Raw genomic sequence first — 26,465 nt, 5'->3', positions numbered from 1 at the left:
CGCAGAAAGTCGATGTGCGTTGTCAGGAGGTCCTGCGCCTGAACCCGCGGACAGCGGATGTTTTCCTGCGCGATCTGGAGAGCATGCTGCCCGAGATCAAGGAAGGCCTGAAGCATCAAAAGGATATGATTCATACGCAGCGTTTGATCCATACCATCAAAGGTGTGGCCCGGAGTCTTGGTCTTAAAGATCTGAGCATGGCCGCTCATAAGCTGGAAGATGCGATCAGGATAAAAAAGGAAGGGCTGGAGCCTGATGACGAGGACGTGCTTTCATTCTTCTTCAGCACGGCCGATGCCTATATGAAGTTTGTGCGGCATTTCTTTGATAAGACCCGAAGCCGCTCCGACCATGTGAGCCTGCTTGAAATCGTGTCCCGGCATCTGGGCTCTGTTCAGAATACCCTGGAATTGGCCTCTCTTCGCTTGACAACAGTTTCGGTCCAGGACGATTTTTGCCGCTGGGATCAGGAGCTGGAGCGTTTGATCAATTCACTCCTGATTCACGCTCTTGCCAATTGCGTTGATCACGGATTTATTTTACCCAGAAGCAGGGGTCTTGCGATCGCTGACGCTGTGCGTATTCAGCTTCATGCGCATGAAGCTGACGCGACTCTTCACCTGGAGCTGCGTGACAACGGTTATGGGATTGATATGGAGCGCGTGAAGGGACTGGCGCAAAAGGCAGGATTTCAGCCAGGACCGGATCAGCATTGGACGGATTTTCTTTTTGAGGACGGCATATCCACAGCCGCAGAGGTTTCCGAACGAAGCGGCCGCGGTGTGGGTCTGGCTGCCATGCGCGAACTCTGTCGTCAATATCGGGGCCGCATTGAGCTGCTGCCCAATGAAAGCGGACAAGGCTCACTTCTGCGCGTTCAGATTCCCTGGAATCATGGACAGACGGAAGAAATCAAAACTATTGCGGGATAAGAATCGACGGACGAAAGTCCAGGAGGAAAGTGGTAGCGAGAGGCGGGATTGAACCGCCGACCTCGCGATTATGAATCGCGCGCTCTAACCATCTGAGCTACCTCGCCACAAGCCAAGGCCACCATTTTTAGAGGCTTTGCCGGATGTTGTCAACGGAGAAGCAGCCCACTTCGGCCTTTATTTTAAAGTTTCTGGCTCCTTAAAGCGTCGAATTGCTCATGAAACCAGTCATTGTGGAAGCGGGCTGCGACCTTTTGATTGGGATCAGGCTTCAAAAACCAAGGCCGGCTCGCCCTGGGTCATGGTTCCGATACGCGCCGCCAGGGGGAATCGTTCCCGCAAACGTGCGACCAAAGCATCGGCCTCGTGAGGCGGCACCGCAAGCAAAAGCCCGCCGGACGTTTGAGGGTCGACCGTAAGCCAGCGTTGGGCTGGACTCACGCCTTCATAATGGACAGCTTCGGCCACGTATGAAGCATTGGAGTGATGCGCCTTATTCAGAACGCCCAGCTCCAGGCATTCCATGGCGCCGTCGAGCACCGGCAGATTTTTCATCTGAATGTGGGCCCGCACGCGACTGGCCCGACACATCTGAAGCGCATGACCGGCCAAACCAAAGCCTGTGATATCCGTAGCTGCGTGAATCGTGGCCCCACCCAGAAGATCACGGGTTTTATTGAGTGTACACATGCTGCGAATCGCGCCCTCGACCCAGGCGGCCTCGGCTTTTTTGGATTTCAATGCGCTGGTAATGGTCCCGGTACCCAGGCCCTTCGTTAATATCAAGGCATCACCAGGACGCGCGCCCGCATTGCTCCAGGCCTGATGTTTGTTCACAAAACCTGTGACGGAAAAACCGAGCTTCAGGGAATCATCATCGATCGTATGCCCACCAGCAAGGCACGCGCCGGCTGCGGTGATGACTTCCATCGCGCCTTCCATTAAGGGCTGCAGAATTTCAAACGGCAGCTTTGCAGTGGGAAAGGCGAGAATGGTCAGGGCAATCTTCGGTTCACCCCCCATCGCGTACACATCACTGATCGCATTCGCTGCGGCGATGGCTCCAAAGCTACGCGCATCATCCACGATAGGCGTGAAAAAATCGAGGGTCTGCACCAGCCCGCGCTCATCCCCCAAATCCCAAAGACAGGCATCATCCATGGTTTCGGTACCGATCATAAGTTCCCGGGGTTTGGGCAGGGTCAAGGCCTTGAGTACCTGCTTCAGCTGACCTGCAGGAAGCTTCGCGGCGCAGCCGCCTTTCACAACAGTCTCGGTTAAGCGTATTGATTCAAGATCCATTGCTGGCATTCCTCATAAGTTCCTCTGAAAGCCAGAGGGCGGGATGAATGAACTTGGGAATAACGATAGCGGACGTCATAGTATTCGGTCAGAAGGAGTTCAATCCAATGCCTGTGCGCTTCGGGATCATGACTGGCGAAGGCATTTTGAATTCCTTGAATCACCTTGGAGGTCAAAAGGCCCCCGAGTCGGCGCTGCAGTTTATAGGTGCTGGCCATCGCCGTGTCTTTCAGAAGATCGGGATCGGTCCCGACTTCCAGAACATCCGCAACATACTCCTGAAAGATGTTACGCGAACGTTCCTCAAGACTGCTTTCGAGGATGATCAAAGGACTCTGCGTCATGGCCGTATAGATCGTTTCGGGAAGATGCAGGCTGCCGATGACCTTGCTTTCATCCTCGACCAGAATAGGCCCCGTACAGGACCTAAGCGTCAGGGCCAGACGATTTTCAAAGGTCGCCTGCGTGGGCTGCGGTCGATTCATAAAGCGTCCGAAGCTGCTGCCCCGGTGCGCAGCGAGACCTTCGATATTGAGTTTATTCCTGATGCTCAAAGCTTCCAGCAGCCGCGTTTTCCCCGCGCCTGTCAGCCCGGAGATCACGAAAAATTCATGCGGCCTCGTGAGCACCTCCAGAAGTTCATGCCTAAGGGCCTTATAGCCCCCCTCGACACGAAAGACGTTACGTCCGGCCTCTTCGATCCATTCGGAGGCAATGCCGGAACGCAGGCCCCCACGCCAGCATGCGACAACCACGGGGACACCAGGCCGGGTTTTGTCCAGCCACTCCAGAACGCGTGCCTCACGCACCGGCCCCACCAGCTGCTCACCTAAAGCGATGGCCGCCTGCTGACCACGGTGCTTATAGCAAAGGCCCACCTCTTGACGTTCTGAGTTACGAAGAATAGGCGCATTATGAAAACCGGGGATAGAGGCCGCGGCGAATTCACCTTCCGAACGCACATCCAGCAGATCACTGGATGAGTCAGAAAGTTTATCAAGTGCTTCGGAGGCCGAAATAGTTTGTGTCACGCTTGCCATCCCCATTCACGTTTGGGACCAGTTTTGCAGCCGCCTCCTTAAAAAAGCAAGGGCTCTTGCCGCAAGAAATCCCTGCAAAATGCCTTAGGTGAAATTAGGGTCCATTTGTTTTCACGCACAAGGAAGCGCTGAGAAAAATTAAAGTGCAGGATTAAGCTCTTCCCCCTGTGGTCAAACATTGATACCTGTATACAAACTTCAAAGCGATACAGGAGCCAATCATGCGTCTCATGCTGACGTTCAGCGTTCTTTTGTCATTTTTCTGCGCAGAATCACTGAGGGCCTTGCCGTCCTTTCCCAAGGCTCGCGAGGAAACAGAGCCGAAAATCCCGAGTCCTTATCAGCGCTGTGAACTACCGCTGCAGAAACAGACCCAGGAAACTCTCTTCAGCTGCGCCGAGCACGAGTTCTGGCATGCATTCTCCGATGGTCGCATCAAGGCGCGCAAGGATGCGGAAACGATACTGGGCCAGATCATGTCGCTCACGGCTTCGAGTGCGGACGCACCCAAACGAGGCCGCCTCCTGGCCTTGCGTGGCTATCTGCGGCTGGCCATGGCGCTTGAAAATGCGAAGATGGAGCATCTTCTCTTCGGAGGCATGGAAAAAGATTTTCAGGCTGCGAAGAAACTCGATACTGAAAATAAAACCTACGACACATTCCTGGATACCATCGTGATGGCGAAGGCTGCTGTCTTTGGCGACTGGAAGAAAGCCACGGCCCTTGCGTTGCCGGCTTTTGAAATCCTGAAGGATTATCCGACCAATATCCTGGCACTCTCCGGCACTACGATCGGCTTTCCCATGAATACGGGCCTTCCACAGAAAACCATAGAATTCATGGACAGCTGGACCTGCCCCGATGATATCGCGGATTTCTGTTACGACAACACCCAGCACGCGCCCTTCGCACGTCCGGGGTTGAGCTTTCACTTTGCCGAGGCCTATGCGCGCATGGGGGATCGCGAGAAAACTCTTTATTATCTGGAGCAGGCACGGAAATCACCTGGATATGATGCCTGGTCCTATAAGCATCTGGTCGAGACGCCGCTCGCGGATATGGATAAGTACATGGCGTATTGGAAGGGTTTTGCACCGGATGCCAGCGCTTTTGATAAGGTCTATGCGAATCAAAACTTCGGCTGCGTGATGTGTCACGGACGCTGAACATAAGAAAGCCCGGATCCTAACGAGATGATCCGGGCCACATAAGGACGGGACGGTGCGCTTACTGTTGGCAGGCGCAGCCTGGTCCGACATGACAAATCTTCGACCAGTTCACGCAATCATCACCGCAGGCCTGGCTGTTACGACAGACTCTGCAGCATGAGGCGTTGGTTTCACCGGCGATACGATTCAATCCTGCGTTCTGGAAAAGGCCCTGAGCCATTCCCGTCGATGCCTGTCCAAGTGAGGATGACGCCTGCTGTCCGAGGTCTCCACTTCGATCCAGGGGCAGCTGTGCGGTTTGTTTCGTGCCGCAATCCCTGGAGGGCTGTTCCTCGGCAAAAGCATCGAGGGCAAACAGGGCCATCATGGTGAAGAGAATCTTACGGATAGTTTGCAGTGTCATACGTCCTCCTGAATTCAGGGCTCCTGCCCCACCTTCATTGCTGCATTGCTCCATACATATCAAGTTATCGGGGCCTTCACCCGGGACTCCAGCGGGCTCTGCAAGATCCCGGAACAAAAGGGGAAAAGAAGACCCTAATTTCCTGGCCGCTGATCCAGTTTTTCTGATTTTTTGGGAACTTTCGAAAAGGCGGGAAAAGGTAAGAATGAAGGGCCCCGACTTTCATCAGGGCCCAATTTTCCTCAAAGCTCAAAGCCCTCAGGGCTTAGCTGCGATAGCTCGGCAGCGAAAGAACTTCATGTCTTGCCAGGAACTCAGGACAACGATCCAGAGCCTGGATATAAGCCGTTACGATTTCCATGTTGGTCAGAAGCGAGCAACCGAACTTCACCGCCGCCTGACGCGTCAGCGAACCCCGGGTCAGCTCACCCCTTTGACTGTTCTTCGGAATGTTGATCACAAAGTCGACCTTGCCATCCTTGATGGCCTGGATCACATCGTTGGGACCTTCACCCGGCCAATCGAGGGCTGTGACGGGGAAACCGTGATCCTGCAGATACTTCGCTGTGCCTTTGGTGGCGAACAGAGGAATACCGAGGTCCACCAGAATTTTGGCAGCCGGAAGGAAGCGGAGTTTTTCCTTTTCACGACCGGAACTGACGAGCACGCCTTTTTCCGGACGATAGACACCCGATGCTTCCATCGCGAGCAGAAGCGCATGATCAACGTTTTCACCGATACAGCCGACTTCACCCGTCGAGGCCATCTCCACGCCCAGGATGGGATCCGCACCACCGAGGCGCTTGAAGCTGAACATCGCGGCTTTCACACCGACGTAAGGCAGATCATCTTCATTGAAGCGGGCGAGGTTGGGTTTGCCGCCGATCATTACATCGGTGGCAACATCCGCAAGGTTCAGGCCAACAGTTTTGGACACAAAGGGGAACGAACGGGCGGCACGCGCGTTACATTCGATCACCTTGATGTCGCCTTCTTTGGCCAGGAACTGCATGTTGAAGGGGCCGTTCAGATTCAGACCCTGGGCGATGGCCCGGCCTGCTTTCCGCACACGGCGTACAGTTTCCACGTAAAGTTTCTGCGCCGGCACAACAAGGGTTGCATCCCCGGAGTGAACACCGGCGTTTTCAATATGCTCGCTGACGATCGCGGTCAGGATCTCGCCGTTTTTCGCGACGCCATCCAACTCGATTTCACGCGCGCCTTCGATGAACTCGGAGATCACAACAGGATGTTCCGGAGACACATCGGTGGCGTTGGCCAGGCAGAGCTGCAGCGATTCATCATCATAGGCGACGCTCATCGCGGCACCCGAGAGCACATAACTCGGACGAATCAGAACGGGGAAGCCCACCTTTTCGATAAACTTCTGAACGTCCTTTTTATCCTTGGCCGCCGTCCAAAGCGGTTGACCGATACCAAGGTCATCCAGAAGGGTCGAGAAGCGGTTTCTATCTTCAGCGCGGTCGATGCTGTCAGGTTTGTGACCCAAAAGTTTCAGACCGGCATCGGAAAGAGGCTTGGCCAAACGGTTGGGCAGCTGACCGCCCATCGAACAGACCACACCGACAGGACGCTCGACATCAGCGATATCGAGAATGCGCTCCAGCGAGAGTTCTTCGAAGTAAAGACGATCCGAGCTGTTGTAGTCGGTCGAAACCGTCTCGGGGTTACAGTTCACTATGATCGAACGCCAGCCGGATTCCTGCAGTTTGCGTGAGCAGCTGACAGCACACCAGTCGAATTCCACCGAGGTCCCGATGCGGTAGGAACCGCCACCGAGGACGACAGCCGAGAAGACCTTGTGATCATCCGGCAGCGGATCCGAGAAAAGACCGCCGTAGGACATATAAAGGTAATTCGAAGGCGAAGGATATTCGCCGGCCGTGGTGTCGATCTTTTTGATCACGGGTTTGACGCCGAATTCGAGGCGAAGCTTCCGCACCATCATTGAGGCCTTGCGAACTTCCGTCGAACCCGCAGGTCGATCGGCCGCGCGCAGAAGAACGGCTGCGATCTGCTCATCACCGAAACCCTGGAGTTTCCAGTGACGCCACTTCTCGCCGTCCACCTTGTTGAGGGCTTGAATCACAAACTGCTCAAGACCGAGGGACTTGTCGCCCTTGGTGCCGAAAGTCCGGATTTCATCCTCGACCTTGATCATATGGAAAAGGTTATAGAGGAACCATTTATCAATCGCTGAAAGTTCCGCGACCTTTTCAATCGACCAGCCGCGGCGGAAGGCTTCCACCACTGCATAAAGCCGCTTGTCCGTTGGAGCGGAAAGCTCGTCGATGAGTTCCTGATCCGAGATGGCCGGACGCAGCATGCTGAGACCTTCCGGATGTTCGGTGACCATCCGCGTCGCCTTCTGAATCGCTTCCGGGAAGCTCCTGCCGATGGCCATGACTTCACCGACCGATTTCATGGTCGAGCCGAGGTTACGGTTCACACCTTGGAATTTCAAAAGATCCCAGCGAGGCATTTTGATCGTGACATAATCCAAAGCCGGTTCGAAGAAGGAGTAGGTGATCCCGGTCACAGGATTTTTCAGCTCCAAAAGATCGTAACCGAGCACAACCTTGGCGGCGATATAGGCGATCGGATAACCGGAAGCCTTCGAAGCCAAAGCGGACGAACGCGAAAGACGCGCATTCACTTCGATGATGAAGAAACTGAGCGACTTCGGATCCAGGGCGTACTGAACGTTACACTCACCGACGATCCCGAGGGAGTTGACGATGGTAATCGCAGCATTCCGCAGGATCTGATACTCGTCATCGGAAAGCGACTGGCTGGGACACACGACGATCGAGTCGCCGGTGTGAATCCCGAGCGGGTCGAAGTTTTCCATGTTACAGATGGTGATGGTGTTCCCTTGGGAGTCACGCATCACTTCGTATTCGACTTCCTTCCAACCCTTGAGCGATTTTTCCACGAGCACCTGAGGCGAGGACGCCAGCGCCGGCTGCACAAGGTTTTTCAGCTGCTCATCATTGTTCGCAAAGCCCGAGCCCAGACCACCCAAGGCGAAGGCAGCGCGCACGATCACCGGATAGCCGATGGTGTTGGCTGCTTCGAGGGCGGATTCCAAAGTTTCGCAGGCAAAGCTGGAAGGCACCGGCATATTGATCGAACGCATTTTCTGCGCGAAATCATCGCGGTCTTCGGTCAGCCGCAAAACGGCAGCGGGAGTTCCGAGGTTCAGAACATTATATTTTTTCAGGATACCGGCATCATCCAGAGACATCAGACAGTTCAGTGCGGTTTGACCGCCGAAACCGGCGATGATGGCGTCCGGTTTTTCCTTTTGAATGACCTTCTCGACCCATTCCGTTTCCACCGGGTAAAGATAGACTTTAACGCCGGGGATTGGGTTGGTTTGCACGGTTGCAATGTTGGGGTTCACGACGATGACTTCGATTTTCTCTTCAATCAAAGCCTTGATCGCCTGGGTTCCCGAATAGTCGAACTCGCCTGCCTGGCCGATGGAAAGACCGCCGGATCCGAGCAGAAGAACTTTGGGAGCGCGTCCCAGATCGGCCAGTTGTTTGAGAAGGGGCATATTACTTTTTCACCTCCGCCAGGATTTGTTCAAAGATCCAGGATGTATCACGCGGACCACCGGAAGCTTCCGGGTGGAACTGCACAGAGCGGAAAGGTTTGGTCTTGTGGCGAATGCCTTCGATCGTCTGATCGTTGACATTCCGGAACCATGCTTCCCATTCGCCGGGCAGCGACGCATCTTCCACGACATAGCCGTGGTTTTGGCTGGTGATGTAACCGCGCCTTGTGCCGCATTCATAGACAGGCTGGTTATGACTGCGGTGACCATAAGGCATGCGACGGGTGATGGCACCGGCCGCGAGAGAAAGGATCTGATGGCCGAGGCAAATGCCAAGCACAGGCCGATCCTCGTGCAAAAGTTTTTCCACCTGCTGCGTAAGGTCGCCGGTTCGCGTTGGGTCGCCGGGACCGTTGGAAAGGAGCCACATATCGCAGTCGACGGTGCTCAGGTCAGTATCCCAAGGCAGAAGCTCCACTTCACAACCGAAGTTGATGAACTGGCGGATGATGTTCCACTTTACGCCGCAGTCAACAAGTCCCACGCGCGTACTGCCCTTGCCGAGCCTCACACGTTCCTTGACCGAAACCTCGGTCATGATATTGTTCATCCCTGGATCAAAGAAGGCATTCGGCGACTTGGGCGTGAGCGCTCCCATATCGCGATAACCTTCGGCATGCTCCGGTTCGATGCGACCCAGAAGATTGGGTTGCGAACGAATGAGATGCACCAAATGTCTGGTGTCGAGTCCGACCACGCAGGGCACACCTTGGTTTTTCAACCATTCATCTATTGATTGAAAGCTGTTCCAATGAAAGACCTCAGGACTGTCAATCGTCAGAATAACCGCAGCGGCGTTGGCGCGAGCGCTTTCAAATCCGCTGGGAAATGGCAGTTGCAGGCCAAGACCTTTGGGCAGATCCGGGATCCCATAGTTGCCGATCAATGGATAGGTGAAACAAAGAATTTGCCCAAAATAAGAAGGGTCGGTTATCGCTTCCGAATAACCGACCATTCCCGTCGTAAAAACAAGTTCACCACTAGCCCGGAGCGGGGCTCCAATCAGGTCCCCCTGAAAGCTACTGCCATCGGAGAGGACGAGTTTACATTTCTGGCGCATGGTTTGACTGACCTCGACACACAGGTTAAAAAATTGCGCTCGAACATAGCCGATTCACCATGAATTGGCTATGATTTAGTCCGCTTTCACGGACGAGTTGCGACAATTGAGAATCGTTCCAGAATTGACGAGGAGTTCACGCTGATGAAACAAAGACAAACTGTCATAGCTTACGCCAGTCGCACAGCCATCGGTAAGCTCGGTGGCTCGCTTTCCACGACGCCTGCCCCACGTCTGGGAGCTGCTCTGGTCGCTGATGCCATGAAGAAATTGAAGTTCACCGGCGCGGAAGTCGATGAAATTATCATGGGAAATGTTTTGACGGCTGGTGTTGGCCAGGCGCCCGCGCGGCAAGCAGCGCTGTACGGTGGCCTCCCGCATTCGGTGTGCGCGACCACGATCGGTCGTGTGTGCGGCAGCGGTATTAAAGCGGTCATGCTGGCTGATCAAGCGATTCGTCTTGGTGATGCGAATATTATTTTCGCCGGTGGTCAGGAAAACATGAGCCTCGCGCCGCATCTTCTGATGAATTCCCGCACCGGCTATCGCTATGGTTCGATCGAAGCCAAGGATTCGATGCAGTGGGATGGCCTTTGGGATCCTTATAATAATACAGCGATGGGCAACTGCGGCGAGATCTGCGCCAAGGAATATGGTTTCACTCGCGAGATGCAGGATGCCTTTGCGCTGCAGAGTTATCAAAGGGCGCGCAAAGCCGTCGAATCGGGTGTTTTCGCCGAGGAAATCGTCTCGGTGCAGGTCGCCGATCGCAAAGGCACCAAGGCCTTCGAACTCGATGAAGAGCCTTTTGCCGCTGACCTCGATCGCATCGGTTCGTTGCGTCCCGCCTTCGAAAAGGATGGAACGATCACTGCGGCCAATGCATCTTCGATCAATGATGGTGCGGCCTTGCTCGTTCTGACGTCGGAAGAGGCGGCGCTGAAGCATGATCTGAAACCCCTGGCGCGTATCGTGTCCCAAGCGTCCTATGCCCAGGATCCTGCGCATTTCACGACGGCACCGATTGGTTGTATTCGTCGCCTCTTGGATAAGACGAATCTGAAAGCCAAGGATATTGATATCTTTGAAATCAACGAGGCCTTCGCCGTGGTCGCCATGGCGGCGATTCGCGATCTTGATCTCGATCCAGCGAACGTCAATCCCCTGGGTGGTGCGGTGTCCCTGGGTCATCCCATTGGAGCATCGGGCGCGCGGATTATGGTCACTCTTTTGAATGGATTGAAACAACGGGGTGGCAAACGTGGTTTGGCGACGCTTTGTATCGGTGGCGGTGAAGCGAGCGGGGTGATCGTGGAGTTGGTGTGACCCAACTCCAGGCACGGAGGGTCGGAATCAGTTCGACCCTGTTTTCCGGCGAGCGGTGCTCTTGCCTTCAAGCCAGGTGGCAACGTCAAGAGCCCGTTTCGAGTTTAACTCTTTGATACGATTAACAAAAATCGTACAGCAAGCCTTGCAGCGAAGATCCGGGTTGTCCTTGCCATCATACTTGGGGTGACACATGCACACGATCTTTTCCATAGCGATTCCCTTCCATTAGAGCAGCAGCAGATCAGCTTCAAGTTCAGTCATGTCTTATTTAGCAGGGAATATGCCATAGGGAAGATTTCAGGAGGCCACGCGATTGGTCTTTTGATTCTGGTCATTTACCAGCTTCATGACAAGGCGCATGGCGTAGCGTTTGTATAGTTTTCTGGCGATCGCTCCATTTTTATCCATCAGCATCTCGAAATCCGCGCGCTTGATCCAGCCCACCTGAACGGTGCTCTGGGCCACGAATTTAACGCGGGACGCCTGGTCCATCAGAAGCCAAAGTTCGCCAAAGGTATCGGATTCTTCCAGCTTATCGGCCTCGAATTCATTGCCGCTGGCATCGCGTTTCCAGACGCTTATGGTGCCGCGCAGAAGGAAGTAGATACCGATCGGCTCGTGATCGAATTCCAAAATAACCGAGCCTTTGGGATATTCACGCGCCTTGCATATATCCTGCAAAAGCTCCTGCTCGGGTGTGCTGAGGTCCACTAAAAATTCCGCCTGCAGAAAAGCATCCCAATTGTAGGCCCTGTCCGGACCTGCTTTTACTGGCGGCTTGGGCGGGTCCACCATGGCTGTTTGTTTCAAATAGGCGTCGGTCGGTGACGGAACCTGAGGCTGCGCCTGATTCAGACCCTTAAGTTCCATACGCGCATGCACATCAGCATGAACGAGAGCGTCGGTGGACGTATCCTGAATGGAAAAAGGATTGCTCGGTTTCGGCGGCGCCTTGGGCTTGGCCGGCTCGGGTGGCTTGCTCGGACTTTGTGCGGCCGCGGCGGCCTTGCTGTTGGTGATATTGCGTGTCCCGCGCTGGGTGGACATGATCTGCATTTCCGTGGCCTTGGTCTTATTCATGGCCCTTTCAAAGCAATAAGCCGCGCGCTCGAAGAGTTCGCCCTTTTCGAAGGACTCGCCGGCCTTGTCGAATTCCGCCATGCGCTCATAGACCATTCCGCTGTATTCATAGGCTCCGACGTTGCTGAAGAGCGCTCCGAGCAGAAGGTTCTCATCGCGGGAAAAGTCCTTATAGGAGATCAGTTCGGGACCTATGTCGCTCGTGTTCCTCAGATAAGCAGCACTCGCGGAGGCGAGATTGTTATTGCGAATGAGTTCAACCATCAGCTTGACCATGCGTTTTCGGGCGACGAGGATGTCCGCGAGGCGGGTGTCGACTTTCTCCTCGATCAGCTTCCGCATGATGAAACTCAATTCCTCTTCCGAGAAATCAATCTTGTCGATATCGGGGTGGCTATCCACAAGGTGAATATACTGATCGAGGGCGCGATCGAATTCCTTCACGCGCAGGAAAAGTCGCGCGGCATCGTGATGCTTGCCGAGTTCCAGATAGCATTCGGCGGCTTCCAGCGTCGCACCGGCTTCGACGAAATAGGGAATGGCCGTCGGAAGATCGCCGAGCTCACGCGCGCATTTTCCCACTTCCAAAGGCATGTTGGCTTTTTTATAGCAGTCCATGGCCTCTTTCCACATTCCATAGCGGGCCAGCATGAAACCGGCCCGGTTCGGTCTTTGAATGCGGATCAGCACATCAGCCGCTTCCTTGATCAGGCCGGCTTTTTCGAGGATATTGATGGATTCCCGCAGCATCCCGAGCTGCTCCAGGATCTTGGCGCAACCGCGAAAGTTGCCCTCCTGATAAAGTTTTTGAGCGTATTTATAGGCGCGCTTTTCCGCACGCGACAGCCGACGGCGGTCGGACTTCCGCTTCTTCTGATCGCGCCGGGCACGACCGGCAAGGTTTGAATTAATAAGCTGCCAGGCCAGGTACAGAATACCCAGAAGTATTACCAAGGCGGCTATGAGAGTGGTCGCCCGCATGAATAAAAATTCCTCCGCGCTTTCATCCGTATCGGACAAATGCGGAAGAATTTAAGACAATTCAGGAAGCGAAAAGAAGGCTCAGAGACGGTAGCCGAGCCAGATCTGGGTGTAGGAATCTTTGACAAGACGGCTGATTTCCTCGCCATCTTCGAGGGTTGTCTGAACCCCTGGGGAATAGGTTTGGGTAATCTTCAGGTGCATGCCTGCTCCCAATTGTATGATTGTCCCGAAACCATAGTTGGGGATGGGGAACATCGTCTGCCGGCTGACGATACGGCTGCCCATGAACTGAATTTCGTTGAAGTAATCGCGTCGCGCCACACCGCCAAAGACCATCGGTGATATCACGCCGTTATAGGGGATGATGGTCAGATCCATGGAATTGGTGGTGCTGATGCCATTGTCCTCGAAAGGCAGGTATTCCAGGGCTTTGGTTTCGGCGTTTTCCGCGCGCTTCAGACCGACCTTGTTATCGAACGAGCGCCTATGGGTCAGGCCCAGCTGAAAATGATCGCCGAGCCCAAGGGAAACGTTGGCGCTGATGGAATTGCTTTTATAGCGTTCCAGGGCCGCATTGGATACCTCCGACGAACCCGATAGACTGATGTTCATAGCCGCTTTTGCCTGTGTGCCTGCCAGCAGAGCCAGGAGGCCGGATACGAAAAGGCCTGTGAGTTTCTTCAGACCACTCATTGTTGTCTCCTGTTTTCCAGGTCACAAATTTCTGATAAGCTCGCCCACGTAATGAGTGTAACACGGACTTCTGAGTTCGTAAGGGTCGTCAAACAATTGGCGCTCAAGGAGAGCAAGATGACAAAGCCCTACAGAGATTGTGTGGTGGCCGTGATAAGAAATCAAGACGGTCTGGTTCTGGCCGGTGAGCGCTCCGATGCGAAAGGCGCCTGGCAATTGCCCCAGGGAGGCGTCGACGACGGAGAATCGGCAGACCAGGCTCTGTTTCGCGAACTGCGGGAAGAGATCGGCACCGATCGTTTGAAGGTCATCCATAAACTCGCCGAGCAGATTCGCTATGAATTCCCGCCCGAGATGGACAGCGGACCAGCCCGCAAATATCGCGGCCAGCAGCAGACCTGGTATCTGCTGGAGCTTTTGCCCGATGGCGCGCCCAATCTGGAAATCGCGGATGGCGAATTTCGGGATATTAAATGGATGCAGCCTGACCTTCTGGTGCGGGGTATAGTAACCTGGAAACAGGCCGCGTATCGCACCGGCCTCAAAGCTATGGGTTTACTCTCCTAAGTCAGGAGCCTCGGCATGTCGCGTCTTTCCATTCTGAATATGGCCCTTGGTTTCTTCGTCCTTTTCTTCGCGGCCTGCGCCGGGGCTTTCGTTTCCTTCGACATGACGCAAGCCTTCCTGCATGATCTGAAACAACTGGATACCTGGGAGATGACTCTCCTGCAGAGTTCGCATGGACACAGCAATCTCTTCGGACTTCTGCATATCGCCCTGGGCTTGACGCTGCCCTATTCGCCGCTCACCCTGCGCTGGAAGGAGCTGCAGACTGCTGGTCTTTTCGGTGGCGTGCTGGCCATGGGACCCGGCATGATCATGCGGGCCTTTGCGGGTCCCAGCGATTCGTTTGATGCGCTGGGTCTGACGATCGGTGTGGGCCTTTCGATGGCTCTGGTGAGTCTTGGAACGCATTCCGCAGCTCTTTTTTATAAGCTCATGCGGCGGCAGAGCGTATGAATCGCCGGATCATCAGCCTTGTCCCGAGTCTGAGTGAAACCCTTTGCGATGTGGGACTGCGGGATCAGCTGATCGGCTGCACGAACTTTTGTGTCGAGCCGCGGGATCTTCATCGCACGGCCACACGGGTTGGCGGCACGAAAGATTTTGATGTGTCTTTGATTCGTTCTTTAAGGCCCACGCATATCCTTTGCAACCAGGAGGAAAATCCACGCGAGCCCATACTGGAGCTGGCGCGGGAGATTCCGACCCTTGTGACCTTTCCCAAGGGGCCCGAGGATGTGCCGGGCATGCTGCGGGATATCGGGCGCTTTTTGGAATGCGAGACGGAGAAGGAAGCAGCGGCCATTGAAAGCCTTCTGAAGGCCCAGAAGCGTCAGCCTTCACGGCGCTTTCTTTATCTGATCTGGCAGAACCCTTATATGATAGCCGGGCCTGACTGCTATATTTCACGGACTCTGGAAAGCCTGGGCTGGGTGAACGCCTATGAGGGCGGGGAGCGCTATCCTGCTCTTGATATCGAAGCCATGGCCGCCTGCCATGCGGATATCATCCTGATGAGCAGCGAGCCCTATCCCTTCCGCCGACGGGATGCGGAAAGGCTCAAGGCCCAGTGGCCTTTGGCCCCGCGCCTTGCTCGAATCGATGGTCAGATGCTGTCATGGTTTGGTACGCGAACACGGGTGGCACTGGAGCAGCTCGGCAAAGAGGAAGCGGTCTGGCTCAAGGAGTTCAGCCCGCCTTCAGCGAATCCATGATCTGCTGAGCCTTCACGCGATCATCTTCATTTTTGATGAAGCGGAACTGACGTTTGCCCTGGATAAGCTCCAGAAATTTCTTCTTATCCCCGACGATGGTCAAAAGCTCTTTATACTTGTCGCGCACCTGCATGCCGCGATCAATGAAGTCATGCAGCTCGTCGATCGAGAAGGGTTTTTTCAGATAGCCATCCGCCTTGGAATCCACGGCCATGAGCTGATCTTCGTCCAGAAGCGCGCCGCTGATCAGGAACACAGGGATGGAAGGATCATGGTTCTTCACCTTCTTCATCAGCTGAATGCCGTCCATGCGAGGCATCTTGATATCGCTGATGACAAGGTCGATTTCCTTGTCCTTCAAAGTGTCGATAGCCTCCTGCGCGTTCTTGACGACAATCACGCGCGAGAAAAACTTATTCAGGTGAATCTTGAAAAATTTAAGCAGCGTGTCATCGTCGTCGACCACGAGGATATAGGATGAACGATTGTAGACACGATCCTGAATAGTCATAAAGGCTCCTACCTAAGAACACAAGAGGATCGTTTTTTCTATCGGCAGCCGGGGACAGAAGTTAAGAATTCCCCATGCGCATACCCGAAAACGGTCCCTCTCACTGCTCGTACAAGCGGCTGTCACGTATGGCTTCGATCTGGACTTTTGCCATATTCTTAAGCCCCGAATATTTTTCGTCGGCCTGCAGAACATCATAGAAGAGCTGAAGGGCGCCCGTCCGGTCCTTGTAATCATCGCTCAGCACGACGGCCAGGTGATAGCGGGCAAAGGCATTCTGGGGATCCAGCTCGACCGCTTTCTCCAAAGCAAGCTTCGCATGGCTGATGCGTCCTGTGCGTTTCATCAAAAGGCCGAGGGCGATCTGAACTTCGCTATTCAAAGGCTCCAGGGTCGTGGCCCGCTGCAGATCGTTTTCCGCGATCGCATACTCACGTCTTTGAATGGCGAGGTTTGCACGGTTGATAAGGGCCGGCACATAGTCTGGATTCTGCGCGAGAGTTTTTTGCAGCCAGGCCTTGCAGTCATCCAGACGATTTCTGCGCAGGGCGATGACGGCCAGGATATTGGTCAGACGCGGTTCATCCGGGCCTTTATCGAGGCCTCGTTTGGCAATGAATTCAGCTACATCCAGCTTCTCCTGCTCCAGATAGGACTGGGCCAGGGCCCCATAGGCGGGCAGGAAGGTGGGGTCGCGCTCCATCAATTCGGTGAGGATCTCGTGACCTTTCTTGCGGTTTTGACTTTGGATATAAGTCAGAGCCAGCGCATAGCGATAACGAAAGGTCTGATCCAGTGGCGGCTTTTCCATGCCGCCGAGGATTTTGCGAATGGACGTCAGATAGTCGAAGGCGCGCTCAACATTATTTTCGGCCAGATAAAGATGAGTCAGCTCCAGCTGGGCATCGAGCTGATCGGCATCATCGCGCAGTACGCTTTCATAAATGCGGCGGGCCTCCTGACGGCGACCGAGGGCCATGACATTGCGTGCCTGGCGAAGGCGATCGGCGATCGTAACCGGCGGTGCGGCTTCCACGGCGGTGGCAATGGCCTTTTGATCCTGGGCCGTTGGGGCTTTTTTGTAAAATCGCTGCCAATTGAAAATCTGCTGCGGATCAAGGGACTCAGGCTTTTGGGTCATGCTCAGGACATTGGGGTTGGATGGAGGAAGATTCACATCCAAAGTATTCTTGTCGTCTTCCGTGGCACAGCCGACCAGAGTCCAGGCCAGGGTCAAACTTAATAATGCACGCATCAGTGACTCCACATGTAAGGTGTGGACGTTCCAACCGAAGCAGGAACTTCGGTTTTCTCTTCCGTTTTGGGACCACCTGGGGCCATGCCGGACAGCTTCATGGCGGATTTTTCGATCCAGATGCTGTCTTTAAAGCGATGAGGCTCCTTATTGCGAGCCAGAAGGTTCTGACTGAAGTACTCCTGGGCCAGGCTTTGCCAGCGCTGCGCCTGATCCTGAAGCGAACGGGAATCGCCATCATTCGAACGGTCGCGACGGGCAAGGGCCGTGCGGAGACTCTGACTCATTTTTTCAGCCGTTTGACCGGCTCCATAGCGAGCACGAGTAGCCCACTCGGGATCCTGGGTGGCAATGGCCTTGGCATAGTACTGAAGGCTTCGCTCAAGTCGCAGGCCTTTTTCTTCCAGCTTCTGCGAGTTGATGCCGTCTTCGGGATTGGCCGCGATCGCTTCGAAATTCTGCCGCTCAAATTCCGCGAGCTGGAAGTTCGCTTCACCGGCTATGGCCTGGAAGGTGGATTTATCGATATTCTCCTGACGCCTTGCGGTTTCCTGAGCCAGCTGCCGATAAAGATTCGCAGCTTCCTCACGATCCCCTTTGGCCAGCATGAGGCGCGCAATTTCCATTTTGGTTTTGAGTTTGGTTCCCGGCTGACGGGATATCTTCTGCGCTTCATTCAAAGCCAAGAGAGCCTGGTCCCAGGCCTGCGTCTGCTTATAATGCCCCGAGGCGCGCACATAGGCAGCATAGCGACCATCGAGGTTTTTCTGATACTGAACGGCCAGCATCGCCGCACGACCCGCGGTTTTGTATTCGTCCTCGGCAACCGCAAGATCCTCGGCGCGCTGAATGCTGCCAGGACTTCGGCTATAGCGCGGGAATTTTTCAACCAGGGCCAAATGGGTGTGGGACGCTTCCCTGAAACGCATCTGATATTCCTGCGAACGGGCCTTTAAATAAAGCATATCTGCGGACCTGGGCCGATCATTCTTCGCCAGATATTTTTCCGAGGCTTTCTGAGCTTCACCCCAGGCTCCCCCAATGGCCAGATAATAGGCGCCATCGCGATAGATGCTGTCATAGTCGGGAAGATCGGGAAATTCTTCGGCCAGGCTCAGCAGCATGCGACCGGCTTCCGTGACTTCGCCCTTCTTATTGAGGCTTTCTCCCGCGTCCTTGGCCGCGGCGGAGAGGACGCCTTTCAGCTCGCCACCGAAACCGGCGCCGAGTTCATTCCAGTTTTCCAGTTTCAGATAGTTACGCGTCAAAGCCACGATGTCCTCGGGCGCACCATTCTTAATCCGCGCCTGAACGAGTCCACGAATCGCAAGGGTCCTTTGCCCGGGTGATGGCTCGGAAAGGAGGGAGCGGCTCCAGTATTTTTCCGCTTCACCGTAATTATTAAGATCACGATTGGCGGACGCTGCCAGAAGAAGAAGATCGACTGTGTGCGGGCGCCCAGGGAAACGGTCAGCAAACTCGTCGATCCCCTGCTCCAGCTTCCGTAGCTTTTCAATAACGAGTGGATCCTTGCCAGGCGTCCCGCGATGGGACGCGGTTTTTTGCAGGGACTGGCGCCAGATTTTTTCCCGAGCCAGGATCTGCTGATAGGATGCCACTTCAAGGTTCGCCGCGGTCACCTGACGATCATTTTTAAAGGCTTCATAGGCCTTGTCCGCCTCGGCCCACTGGTCGGAAAAATAAAGCGAATGCGCGCGCCGCAGTTTCCAGGTTTCCGCTTCGGGATGCTGGGGTTTGCTGCGAATCAGGTTGTCGTAATAAGTCCACGCGGTTTTGAAACTCGCGGGTGATCCTTGCACCATGCCCTGCTCATAGGACTGCGCGGCCAGGAGCTGGGTCGCCGCCATGGATTTTTCTTCCATGTTTTGAATCGTCTGCGGATCGGACTGCTGCTGATTGCGCCAGAGGCTGTTGCCGGGCAGAAGGAGAGAAAGACGTTCCAGAGTCGCAAGGTAACGTTCCTCCTGCTTTTGCTCCTTGTAGACATTCGCGAGCAGCATCAGGATTTCAGGCATTTCCTTGGCTTTTGGATAGTTTTCGACCAGGAAAGGGCCGATCTCCAAGAGCTTTTCCTTGTTTTCGAGGCCCATCTGCCGGTTCATGATCCTAAGGCCGATGGCGGCCGCATGACCACGAATCAGTTTATTCTGCAGCGTCGAACGAATCGCGGGCATATCATCTTTTTCAAAGAGGGCATCACCGGCCAGTTCCACGGCATCACTTTCGACTTTTTGCTTCACGCGCAGATTGCGGAATTCATGGCCAGGTTCCAAAAGTTCGACAGCGGTGGCAATGCACTGCTCCAGTTCCGCAGAACGATAGGCAGCCCACGCCATGCGATACTGAAAGCGCAGCAGCTCAATGTCCTTGTCCTTCACCTCAAGGCCCTGCAAAAGTCCGCGACCTTTGCGATACGCTTTCAAAGCGTCCAGGGGTTTTTCCTTGGCAAAATAATGATCGCCGACAGCAAGGAAGGCATGGACGCCGAAGATGGAGTTGCGGGCTTTCGCCGCCAGCGACTGCCAGATGGTGAAGGCTGTTTCATTCTGTCCGAGGCCCTCCAGAAGGGTGGCCCTGAGATACTGCGATTCCTCCTGCAGGGCAAAGCCGGGGTGCTCCTTGCTGATTTCAGCCAGGATGGTGAGGGCAATCTTGCGATTGGCATCACCGGATTTGGGGCTCTGCTCATCACGGAGACTGGCGATATTGGCCTGAATCTGCGCCAGATTCAGTTTTACATAAGGCGCGTTGCCGGCTTGCGGATGATTTTCCAGATGAAGTTTGTAACGTGCTGCGGCTTCCTGCAGAAGGTCGAGCTCGCGATCACGGGCCGCCGCATCCTGATAGGAAAATTCCTGGCGAATCTGATCCCAGGCTCCCATCTTCTGACTCTGCTCACTGTTTCTTCGATGATTTTCGTAGTCATCGAAGGACAGCCAGAACTGACTGTAAGCCTGCACTGATTCCGGGTCGGGAACTTCAGGGCGCAGCTCGGCAGCCTGCATCAGCTGAGACAGGAGCACTCCTGCGCATAGGGTTAAAAAGCGGCTACTATTCATGCAATGCCCCCTCCAGTTCCAGATCCTTCAGGCTTTCCTGAAGATCTGTTTCCTTGCGTTCCTGTTCTCGTGTTTGCTCGGCCCTTTTTTGAGCCTGATTCAGGGAACGCTGCCACTGCAGATCGGCCATCCATTTTTTGGCCCGTGCCTGCTGCTCATTGATATGAAAGCTCAGGTGATCCATGACCGATGGCCAGGCCTGGCCGGACAAAGTCCCAAGTCGACGTTCCAATTCCAGCTCGCGCCCGCGAAGTTCCGAAAGCTTTTGATTGAGTCGATCAAATGTTTTCAGCTGCGCATCGAGCCAGTCTTTTTCCTTTTTTTCCTGCTGATGAATATAATTCAAAACCTGGCCGGCCACCGCGCGGAAACCATTCCAGGTCAGCTGATAGTCTTCCTGCGCATGTTTTTTCATGGGGTGATGAAACTGATCACGGCGGCGCGAGAAGATGGCCTCCGCATCCAAAAATTCCTGCGCATTCAAAAGAAGACGTTTGCGGGTCAACTGATAAGGCGAGTCCTTGAGCTGCTGAGCCAGCATCGTGCGTCGATGCTTTTCAACCAGGACATGGGCCCGCGCCTGAAGCGAGGCGATCTGATTGCGCAGGTCTTTGCTGTACTGGGCCTGTTCCAAAAGCTTACTGTGATTGGTGCTCTCGCCTTTCAGAAGGATGGGAGCCAGCGCCGCCTGATGGATTTCAAGACGTCTGGCCAGTTCACCAAGGCGGAGGGACGTGCGGCTGAGATCCTGCCAGACCGTGGAGGGTTTTCTGCGCCACTCCTGGCTGATGTCCTTCAGCTTCAGCCGACGGGCCTGGGAACGGTCGAGCGTCACGAGTTCAGAGGCCGCGAGCTGATTGCCATAAAGTTCGCGTTCACCGGCGATCAGCCGCTCACCGACCTGGGCCCATTCATCAAGCAGCAGATTCAGCTGGCGGTTCTGATTCACAACGCGCGGACGCAGATCGGGATCCAGGACCCGGCCAAGAGTCAGCATCATGCTGCGGAGTTCATTGCGATGCTCCTGCAGAATCTGCGCCTGGTAGTCGAGTTTTTGAAAGAGTCCACGGCTACGGTCAATCGTGGGTGAGCTGATCGCATAGACTTCGATATGTTCATCGACGTCCTTCAGGTCAGAGCCTGCCATCGAAAGACGGCCGCGCGTTGTGGCTTCAAGCCAGTCCTTGAGTTCCGTCAGGCCACGATCGCGATCCCGCATCTGGGTTTCCGCCAGATCAAGATGCCCCGCCTGGGACAGAAAAAGCGGCAGCCTTTCCTTCAGGTCAAAGGCTTCCTCTGTATTGGGATAGTTGCTGATGTAACTCTGAGCGAACTGACTGGCCTCGGCCCACTGCTGATTCTGAGCCAGAAGCAAGGTCACTTCATAGGCCGCGAGACGGCTCGTCAGGCCAGGGAATTTAACTTTTGCATACCACTGCACGGCATTCTTCGGCATTTTACGCGCCGCATAGAGTCGGCCCAGATTGAGGGACGCAAGGTCGCGGATCATGATCAGGGATTCGCCCTCGGCTCCTGCGACTTCCAGCCAAAGTTTTTCGGCGTCCTGTTCCCGGCCCTGCTGCATGGCGCTCATGCCTGCGTAAAACGAGGCTTCCGCCCAAAGTCTTTCCGAAGCTTTGGTCGATCGGACTTTTTCGAGCCAGCTGTCGGCCAGTCGATAGTTGCGATTATGAATGGCCGAAATTGCAGCCAGGAGGTGAATTTCTGCGCGGATCTCGGGAGCCATCTGCAGGGCCGTGATATCGGCCAGGAGTCTTTGCAGCTGGGCTCTCTGACTTTCGACGAGCTGCTCCTGAATCAGAAGAACCCGGCGGATGACTTCCAGAAGCCGCAGCGTATCGTCGCCTTTTTGCGTCGTATAGCTGCTGAGATAGCGAAGCCAGGCCTTGCCTGCGCGGCTGATCTGCTTCAGTTCTTCATAAGCGGAACCCAGCATATACTGGGCCCGCATATAGCGTTCCTGTGGCAGCTGGGGCGCTTGATTCAAAACAAAGTTGAGGTTGCGAATGACAGCGATGTATTCACGGTCTTTGAGATTCTGTTCCGCGAGCGTAAAGGCCTGATCCACGCTATGAAGAACGACGCCCATGGGCTCCTTGTCTTCCGAGGCCTTCAAGGCTTCCATGCGTTCCTGAAGCTGCATGATGGCCTGGGGCAGGTCATCACGAATTTCCGCGGCATGAAGTGAAGGCCAATGCGCGGCGAGACCCGTTAAGCCGAGTCGCAGGGCAAGAAGCGCGGAACAGCGTTTCTTAGGGAATCTGATAGTTTTCCAAGACAGCCTGGGCATGGATGTTCTGCTTTTCAGGTTTCGCGAGTTTCAATCGATAACCCTGACGGAAAGCTCCCGTTGGGACCACCACCTGTAGATTTTGATCGTAGGCATGATAAAGATTCTGATCGAGCGGCACGTTGCTTTCATAGCGGCGTACAATGCGGCCTTTCAGATTCAGCTCATGCGTTCCGGGTTCCATGGGGCCTGCGTAGAGCAGGACTTCCGGACCCGGTATCCACTGACCTTCGCGATCCTGCGTTTCATAGACAGGATGCTTATCGATGGTCAGAGCCATGGAACGGACGACCATGGCATTGGGATCATCAATCACGAGTTTGATTTCCACAAAGTTGCCCTTGTCGGCCATGGCCAGAAAATCAGCTTTCAGCTTTTCAACCTGACCCGACAGCTCATCCGCGTCCTGCTCCAGCTCACGAAGGTCCTTGGCTATGCTATCAAAGCCGGATTCATGCGGCAGAGGCGCGGCCATGACACTGGCGGGCATATCGAAACGCTGAACGGGGGCCTTGCTGTTTTTGTTTCCCGATTGCGGAGGCGCTGTGATGCGAAGGGTTGCCGCCTCCTGCTCCATCAGCTTGCGTTCCAGGCGATCGAGGATATTTTCCGTGCTTTCGCTGCGCTTGGGGGCCGAGGCGCCGAGGCAGAGAAGACCTGTGATCAGGAGGACGGGAAGCTTTTGCATATCAATTCCCCCTCGCCACTGTGGGGTTGCGCATGGTCTTCAGCGATCGGCGGACCTGATCCGACATGGTCTGCGGCACGATAATTTCAAAGCCAACCGGCAGGGGCTGATGTTTGTTGGCAAAAGACTTGGGCAGGAGGCAGGCGTTATACTCTTTCAAAACGTCCTGATTCAGGGGCGTGCTGGTGATGAGCTGATGCACCGAAACGGGCCGGTCGAGGCGGATGTGGTCGATCTTCATCGGGTTTTTATGGGCCACTTTCTCTTTTTCATAAAGGTCCTTGTAAACCTGTCTCGCAGCCAGAAACTCGCTATAAAAATTCCGACTGGCAAAGCCGAAGCTGCCGGCCTGGTAGCGGCGTATGATATCATCAAGATCGCGCGAGCCGACCGTGCGAATGGCTCTTTGCATGCCGCCTGCGCCGTGGTTATAGGCGGTGATGGCCAAAGGCCAGGCTTTCAGGAGTTTATTGTTCTGCTCCAGAAGCATCGCAGCACCATAGGATGCCTTGAGGGGTGAGCGGCGCTCATCAATGTAACTGTTCACCGTCATGTAAAGACGCGCAGTATCCGGCATGAACTGCCAGACGCCTGAGGCTCCGACTTTCGAGAGTGCTTCTCGATTGAACATGGATTCCACAAACGCAATGCGTGTCAGCTCGTGGGGCAGGCCACGGTTTTTAAAGATGCGTTCCATATAGGGCAGATAAACATTGGCCCGGTCTGCCGCGCGTTCGAATTCATCGGCGAGACCCTGCTGGGTGCGCAGATAGATTTCCTCGGTGAAAAGACGCGAGAGGGTTTCCTTGCGTTTGCTGTAGACCTGCAGGACGCGCTGCTCCATTGGGCCATATTCCAGGGCTTTTTTGCCGATTTTTTGCAGGCGGTTGATGGCGATCTGATAGCGCTCGACGTAGCGATTCAGGATTTCACGCTTTTCGTTCCGATTGAACGGGCGGCCATTGTTGAACTTCTTTTTGAAGTTATCGTAGTCGACCACATCAATGATGACGTCGACAAACTCCGGATCATGAATGATGGTCGCGGAACTCTTATAGCGGCGGAAGACCTTGATCCAAAACTCCGACTGCGCTTTCACCAGAGGTGTGGCGGGAAAGGTCGCATCGGAATCAACGGTCTGGATCTCGGTCTCGGATTGGCTGAATCCGAGACTGGTCCAGGTCGCGATGCTTAAGAGTAAAGCTACGGTTGCGAGACGCATGGCACAACCTTCCTGAATGGCGTGATTCTCCTATGTACATCTTAATCAGGCTCTTCAGAGCTGGGCAGGCCGCCAAATTTCTGACCAAAGGAGGGTCAAGCCTCTTGAGCAGGTTGGGACGCGGGATGTTTGTGAAAGAAGAATGAGCAAAGGGGGTTGAGTTGCGGGCAGGGCGCGTAGGTTTTTGAGAATGCTCATCCGGGCGTCAAAGTTTTGACGGTCCGTATATGTCGTTCAATGTAAGAGCTCGGCCCTTGCGCAGAACTTTCACTGTGCAGGGTTTTTCCTTCTTCTGCAGTATGAGATCGGCTCTCTGATAGTCGAGGGTTGTTGCCATGCGCAAATCGCAGAGTTCCTGGATCACGTCCCCGACTTCAATGCCGAGGCGGGGAAGGTCGGTGTTGTCTCCGAAGCCTCTGACTTTCAAACCAATGGGAATTCGAGAGTCATCCAGCTCCTGGGCGAAGGCTCCTCGATTGATAACTTTATTCCGGGTTGCCCCTTCCAACTTCGTCACCGACTTCCTTTGATCTCCAACATAGAATTCCTTCCAGCGCTTGCCATCTGGTGTGCGTTTGATGAATTCCCCTTCACGTTTATTCTGAACGTAGTTCCCATGCTCCACATCCCCGTTGGGATAAACGATCCAACCTTCACCTTGAAAGCGTGCATCCTTGAAACCTCCGTTATAGATCTGTCCCGAGCGGAAAGTGAGCCTGCCTGTGCCATTCGGAAGATTCTGCGTCCAGTATCCTTGGTACGATATATATTTCGGATTATCTTTCCAGGTCTGCTCACCGTAACCCTGACGCTGATCGGCACTCCACTCACCGTGATACTCGCGCCCGTTCGCATACTTCATGAGCCCCCGGCCGTGCCGCTGGCCATTTTTGAACTCGCCCGTATAAACATCCCCGTTGGGATAGGTCATGGTTTTCTGCTCCGCAGCGCGCAGCGGGGCAGAGCAGGTGAGAAGGATGGTGATGAACCAGGCAAAAGCTTGAAGCATGGGGATCTCCCGGTTTATAGCCCGTCATTTTTTAGCCGACAGCGCGTCCTGGGGCTAGATGGGGGCGACATTTTTTCGTTCTCAGCGCACAAACTTCGTCTTTCAGTGCGTCAATAGGTTCCGATTTTCTAGTGAAGCCCTGTAATTCCCGGTTGATCGGCCCCCGGAATTGCAGTAAAAACGCATTCTCCCAAGTGTCGGGGCGTAGCGCAGTCTGGTAGCGCACACGTCTGGGGGGCGTGTGGTCGCTGGTTCGAATCCAGTCGCCCCGACCATCTGGGAAAAAAAGCCGAAGTACCTAAATCCTGGTGCTTCGGCTTTTTAGTTTTTGACGCACCTGCCTGGCTACGGCCCTTCATAAAAAAATTTTGCACCATCATTTTTTTTGCCCGCTTCTTGCACTGCATTCTGCGGGGTGGCTGTGGTGTCGCCTATACATTTCTGAGAAAGTGCCTGAAGGCATTGATAAGGAGGCTCGACATGCTGCTAGAACAACCCAAGGAAAAAGTCCCGGTCCTCCTGGTCGATGACCAACAGCGAAACCTCGATGTCCTGCGGGCGATTCTGGGCGGACTGGATTACCATTTGGTCGAAGCCGCATCGGGTGCCCAGGCTCTTGCAAGCTTGCACAACGAGGAATTTGCCGTTGTCCTTTTGGATGTCATGATGCCTGGCATGGATGGTTTTGAATGCGCCAAGCTCATTCGCGGAACGCGAAATTATATGCATACGCCCATCATTTTCGTATCCGCAGTCGCGGATGATATGGACTTTGTTTACAAAGGCTATAGCTCGGGTGCTGTCGATTATATCGTCAAACCCTTGAACCCGGCGGTGCTGAAGGCCAAGGTTGCTATCTTTGCCGATCTCTTCCGAACCAGAAAAATCCTGATCGACCAGCTCCATGAAGCCCGTGCGCTTTGCCGCAAGCTGGAAGTCGAAAATGAACACGGTCACAAGGAAAAGGAAGCGCTGC

Annotated in this window: 21 protein-coding genes and 2 tRNA genes; 8 read left to right on the top strand and 15 right to left on the bottom strand. The window is 54.6% G+C overall.

The window, feature by feature from the left end:
• A partial coding sequence (locus tag VFO10_RS07075; RefSeq protein WP_325138475.1) for an Hpt domain-containing protein occupies positions 1 to 932 on the top strand: 932 nt, incomplete at its 5' end.
• Positions 933 to 962: 30 nt separating this feature from the next.
• Here the strand turns inward: VFO10_RS07075 and VFO10_RS07070 are convergent.
• The 3 genes from VFO10_RS07070 to mnmH form a co-directional block, all read right to left on the bottom strand.
• Positions 963 to 1,039 (bottom strand) — tRNA-Met (locus VFO10_RS07070).
• Between the two features lie 157 nt (positions 1,040 to 1,196).
• On the bottom strand, positions 1,197 to 2,234 hold the full coding sequence (gene selD / locus VFO10_RS07065; RefSeq protein ID WP_325138473.1) for a selenide, water dikinase SelD: 1,038 nt from the start codon (positions 2,232 to 2,234) through the stop codon (positions 1,197 to 1,199).
• The gene (gene mnmH, locus VFO10_RS07060) at positions 2,210 to 3,265 is read right to left on the bottom strand and encodes a tRNA 2-selenouridine(34) synthase MnmH (RefSeq protein WP_325138470.1); all 1,056 of its coding nucleotides are present in this window, start codon (positions 3,263 to 3,265) and stop codon (positions 2,210 to 2,212) included. The genes selD and mnmH overlap by 25 nt, the downstream gene beginning before the upstream one ends.
• Positions 3,266 to 3,495: 230 nt before the next feature.
• On the opposite strand from mnmH, the gene VFO10_RS07055 reads away from it, so the two are divergent.
• Positions 3,496 to 4,440 carry a hypothetical protein gene (locus VFO10_RS07055; RefSeq protein WP_325138469.1) on the top strand — a complete coding sequence of 315 codons (945 nt, stop codon included), beginning with the start codon at positions 3,496 to 3,498 and terminating at the stop codon, positions 4,438 to 4,440.
• Positions 4,441 to 4,501: 61 nt separating this feature from the next.
• Here VFO10_RS07055 and VFO10_RS07050 read toward each other — a convergent pair whose 3' ends face one another.
• The 3 genes from VFO10_RS07050 to carA form a co-directional block, all read right to left on the bottom strand.
• A complete protein-coding gene (locus VFO10_RS07050) occupies positions 4,502 to 4,846 on the bottom strand; it encodes a hypothetical protein (protein ID WP_325138467.1) in 345 nt (114 codons plus the stop codon).
• A 265-nt stretch (positions 4,847 to 5,111) separates the two neighbouring features.
• Positions 5,112 to 8,429 (bottom strand): carbamoyl-phosphate synthase (glutamine-hydrolyzing) large subunit, encoded by a 3,318-nt coding sequence (carB, locus tag VFO10_RS07045; protein WP_325138465.1) that lies wholly within the window; start codon positions 8,427 to 8,429, stop codon positions 5,112 to 5,114.
• A 1-nt stretch (position 8,430) separates the two neighbouring features.
• Positions 8,431 to 9,549: a glutamine-hydrolyzing carbamoyl-phosphate synthase small subunit gene (gene carA, locus VFO10_RS07040; protein WP_325138463.1), complete on the bottom strand. Its 1,119-nt coding sequence runs from the start codon at positions 9,547 to 9,549 to the stop codon at positions 8,431 to 8,433.
• 144 nt (positions 9,550 to 9,693) lie between these two features.
• Between carA and VFO10_RS07035 the strand changes: the two genes are divergently transcribed.
• Entirely contained in the window at positions 9,694 to 10,875 is a 1,182-nt protein-coding gene (locus tag VFO10_RS07035; RefSeq protein ID WP_325138461.1) for a thiolase family protein, read from the top strand.
• A 300-nt stretch (positions 10,876 to 11,175) separates the two neighbouring features.
• Here the strand turns inward: VFO10_RS07035 and VFO10_RS07030 are convergent, their stop codons facing one another.
• Positions 11,176 to 12,939: a cyclic nucleotide-binding domain-containing protein gene (locus VFO10_RS07030; protein WP_325138459.1), complete on the bottom strand. Its 1,764-nt coding sequence runs from the start codon at positions 12,937 to 12,939 to the stop codon at positions 11,176 to 11,178.
• A gap of 81 nt (positions 12,940 to 13,020) precedes the next feature.
• On the bottom strand, positions 13,021 to 13,635 hold the full coding sequence (locus VFO10_RS07025) for a hypothetical protein (protein WP_325138458.1): 615 nt from the start codon (positions 13,633 to 13,635) through the stop codon (positions 13,021 to 13,023).
• Between the two features lie 117 nt (positions 13,636 to 13,752).
• On the opposite strand from VFO10_RS07025, the gene VFO10_RS07020 reads away from it, so the two are divergent.
• Genes VFO10_RS07020 through VFO10_RS07010 form a run of 3 tightly spaced genes read left to right on the top strand, consistent with a single transcriptional unit; the run spans position 13,753 to position 15,413 of the window.
• Positions 13,753 to 14,202, top strand: a complete 450-nt coding sequence (locus VFO10_RS07020; protein ID WP_325138455.1) for an NUDIX domain-containing protein — start codon at positions 13,753 to 13,755, stop codon at positions 14,200 to 14,202.
• Between the two features lie 15 nt (positions 14,203 to 14,217).
• The gene (locus tag VFO10_RS07015) at positions 14,218 to 14,655 is read left to right on the top strand and encodes a hypothetical protein (RefSeq protein ID WP_325138453.1); all 438 of its coding nucleotides are present in this window, start codon (positions 14,218 to 14,220) and stop codon (positions 14,653 to 14,655) included.
• The gene (locus tag VFO10_RS07010) at positions 14,652 to 15,413 is read left to right on the top strand and encodes a helical backbone metal receptor (protein WP_325138451.1); all 762 of its coding nucleotides are present in this window, start codon (positions 14,652 to 14,654) and stop codon (positions 15,411 to 15,413) included. Before VFO10_RS07015 ends, VFO10_RS07010 begins: the two co-directional genes overlap by 4 nt.
• Here VFO10_RS07010 and VFO10_RS07005 read toward each other — a convergent pair.
• The 7 genes from VFO10_RS07005 to VFO10_RS06975 form a co-directional block, all read right to left on the bottom strand.
• The gene (locus VFO10_RS07005) at positions 15,388 to 15,924 is read right to left on the bottom strand and encodes a response regulator (protein ID WP_325138449.1); all 537 of its coding nucleotides are present in this window, start codon (positions 15,922 to 15,924) and stop codon (positions 15,388 to 15,390) included. The genes VFO10_RS07010 and VFO10_RS07005 overlap by 26 nt on opposite strands.
• Before the next feature lie 100 nt (positions 15,925 to 16,024).
• Positions 16,025 to 17,179 (bottom strand): tetratricopeptide repeat protein, encoded by a 1,155-nt coding sequence (locus tag VFO10_RS07000; RefSeq protein ID WP_325138447.1) that lies wholly within the window; start codon positions 17,177 to 17,179, stop codon positions 16,025 to 16,027.
• Positions 17,179 to 20,259, bottom strand: coding sequence for a hypothetical protein (locus VFO10_RS06995; protein ID WP_325138445.1), 3,081 nt, complete (start codon positions 20,257 to 20,259; stop codon positions 17,179 to 17,181). The genes VFO10_RS07000 and VFO10_RS06995 overlap by 1 nt, the downstream gene beginning before the upstream one ends.
• On the bottom strand, positions 20,252 to 22,570 hold the full coding sequence (locus tag VFO10_RS06990; protein ID WP_325138443.1) for a hypothetical protein: 2,319 nt from the start codon (positions 22,568 to 22,570) through the stop codon (positions 20,252 to 20,254). Before VFO10_RS06990 ends, VFO10_RS06995 begins: the two co-directional genes overlap by 8 nt.
• A complete protein-coding gene (locus VFO10_RS06985; RefSeq protein ID WP_325138442.1) occupies positions 22,533 to 23,258 on the bottom strand; it encodes a hypothetical protein in 726 nt (241 codons plus the stop codon). Before VFO10_RS06985 ends, VFO10_RS06990 begins: the two co-directional genes overlap by 38 nt.
• Position 23,259: 1 nt before the next feature.
• Entirely contained in the window at positions 23,260 to 24,480 is a 1,221-nt protein-coding gene (locus VFO10_RS06980; protein ID WP_325138440.1) for a lytic transglycosylase domain-containing protein, read from the bottom strand.
• Positions 24,481 to 24,685: 205 nt separating this feature from the next.
• Positions 24,686 to 25,489 carry a hypothetical protein gene (locus tag VFO10_RS06975; RefSeq protein ID WP_325138438.1) on the bottom strand — a complete coding sequence of 268 codons (804 nt, stop codon included), beginning with the start codon at positions 25,487 to 25,489 and terminating at the stop codon, positions 24,686 to 24,688.
• A 198-nt stretch (positions 25,490 to 25,687) separates the two neighbouring features.
• On the opposite strand from VFO10_RS06975, the gene VFO10_RS06970 reads away from it, so the two are divergent.
• Positions 25,688 to 25,764, top strand: a tRNA-Pro gene (locus VFO10_RS06970).
• Between the two features lie 205 nt (positions 25,765 to 25,969).
• Positions 25,970 to 26,465, top strand: a 496-nt coding sequence (locus VFO10_RS06965) for a response regulator (protein ID WP_325138436.1), incomplete at its 3' end; no start/stop codon positions are given.

This window comes from Oligoflexus sp. (assembly GCF_035712445.1).
In the GTDB taxonomy this organism is placed as follows: domain Bacteria; phylum Bdellovibrionota_B; class Oligoflexia; order Oligoflexales; family Oligoflexaceae; genus Oligoflexus.
The sequence above is the reverse complement of the archived record's forward strand: the minus strand, read 5'-3'. Positions and strand labels throughout refer to the sequence as shown.

Bases quoted from the DNA above. Each gene is read 5' to 3' on its own strand.
- VFO10_RS07020 (WP_325138455.1), top strand. From the start codon at position 13,753: ATGACAAAGCCCTACAGAGATTGTGTGGTGGCCGTGATAAGAAATCAA.
- VFO10_RS07035 (WP_325138461.1), top strand. From the start codon at position 9,694: ATGAAACAAAGACAAACTGTCATAGCTTACGCCAGTCGCACAGCCATC.
- VFO10_RS07030 (WP_325138459.1), bottom strand. From the start codon at position 12,939: ATGCGGGCGACCACTCTCATAGCCGCCTTGGTAATACTTCTGGGTATT.
- VFO10_RS07025 (WP_325138458.1), bottom strand. From the start codon at position 13,635: ATGAGTGGTCTGAAGAAACTCACAGGCCTTTTCGTATCCGGCCTCCTG.
- carA (WP_325138463.1), bottom strand. From the start codon at position 9,549: ATGCGCCAGAAATGTAAACTCGTCCTCTCCGATGGCAGTAGCTTTCAG.
- VFO10_RS06990 (WP_325138443.1), bottom strand. From the start codon at position 22,570: ATGCCCAGGCTGTCTTGGAAAACTATCAGATTCCCTAAGAAACGCTGT.
- VFO10_RS06975 (WP_325138438.1), bottom strand. From the start codon at position 25,489: ATGCTTCAAGCTTTTGCCTGGTTCATCACCATCCTTCTCACCTGCTCT.
- VFO10_RS07005 (WP_325138449.1), bottom strand. From the start codon at position 15,924: ATGACTATTCAGGATCGTGTCTACAATCGTTCATCCTATATCCTCGTG.
- selD (WP_325138473.1), bottom strand. From the start codon at position 2,234: ATGGATCTTGAATCAATACGCTTAACCGAGACTGTTGTGAAAGGCGGC.
- VFO10_RS07010 (WP_325138451.1), top strand. From the start codon at position 14,652: ATGAATCGCCGGATCATCAGCCTTGTCCCGAGTCTGAGTGAAACCCTT.
- VFO10_RS07000 (WP_325138447.1), bottom strand. From the start codon at position 17,179: ATGCGTGCATTATTAAGTTTGACCCTGGCCTGGACTCTGGTCGGCTGT.
- VFO10_RS07050 (WP_325138467.1), bottom strand. From the start codon at position 4,846: ATGACACTGCAAACTATCCGTAAGATTCTCTTCACCATGATGGCCCTG.
- VFO10_RS06985 (WP_325138442.1), bottom strand. From the start codon at position 23,258: ATGCAAAAGCTTCCCGTCCTCCTGATCACAGGTCTTCTCTGCCTCGGC.
- VFO10_RS07055 (WP_325138469.1), top strand. From the start codon at position 3,496: ATGCGTCTCATGCTGACGTTCAGCGTTCTTTTGTCATTTTTCTGCGCA.
- carB (WP_325138465.1), bottom strand. From the start codon at position 8,429: ATGCCCCTTCTCAAACAACTGGCCGATCTGGGACGCGCTCCCAAAGTT.
- VFO10_RS06980 (WP_325138440.1), bottom strand. From the start codon at position 24,480: ATGCGTCTCGCAACCGTAGCTTTACTCTTAAGCATCGCGACCTGGACC.
- VFO10_RS06995 (WP_325138445.1), bottom strand. From the start codon at position 20,259: ATGAATAGTAGCCGCTTTTTAACCCTATGCGCAGGAGTGCTCCTGTCT.
- VFO10_RS07015 (WP_325138453.1), top strand. From the start codon at position 14,218: ATGTCGCGTCTTTCCATTCTGAATATGGCCCTTGGTTTCTTCGTCCTT.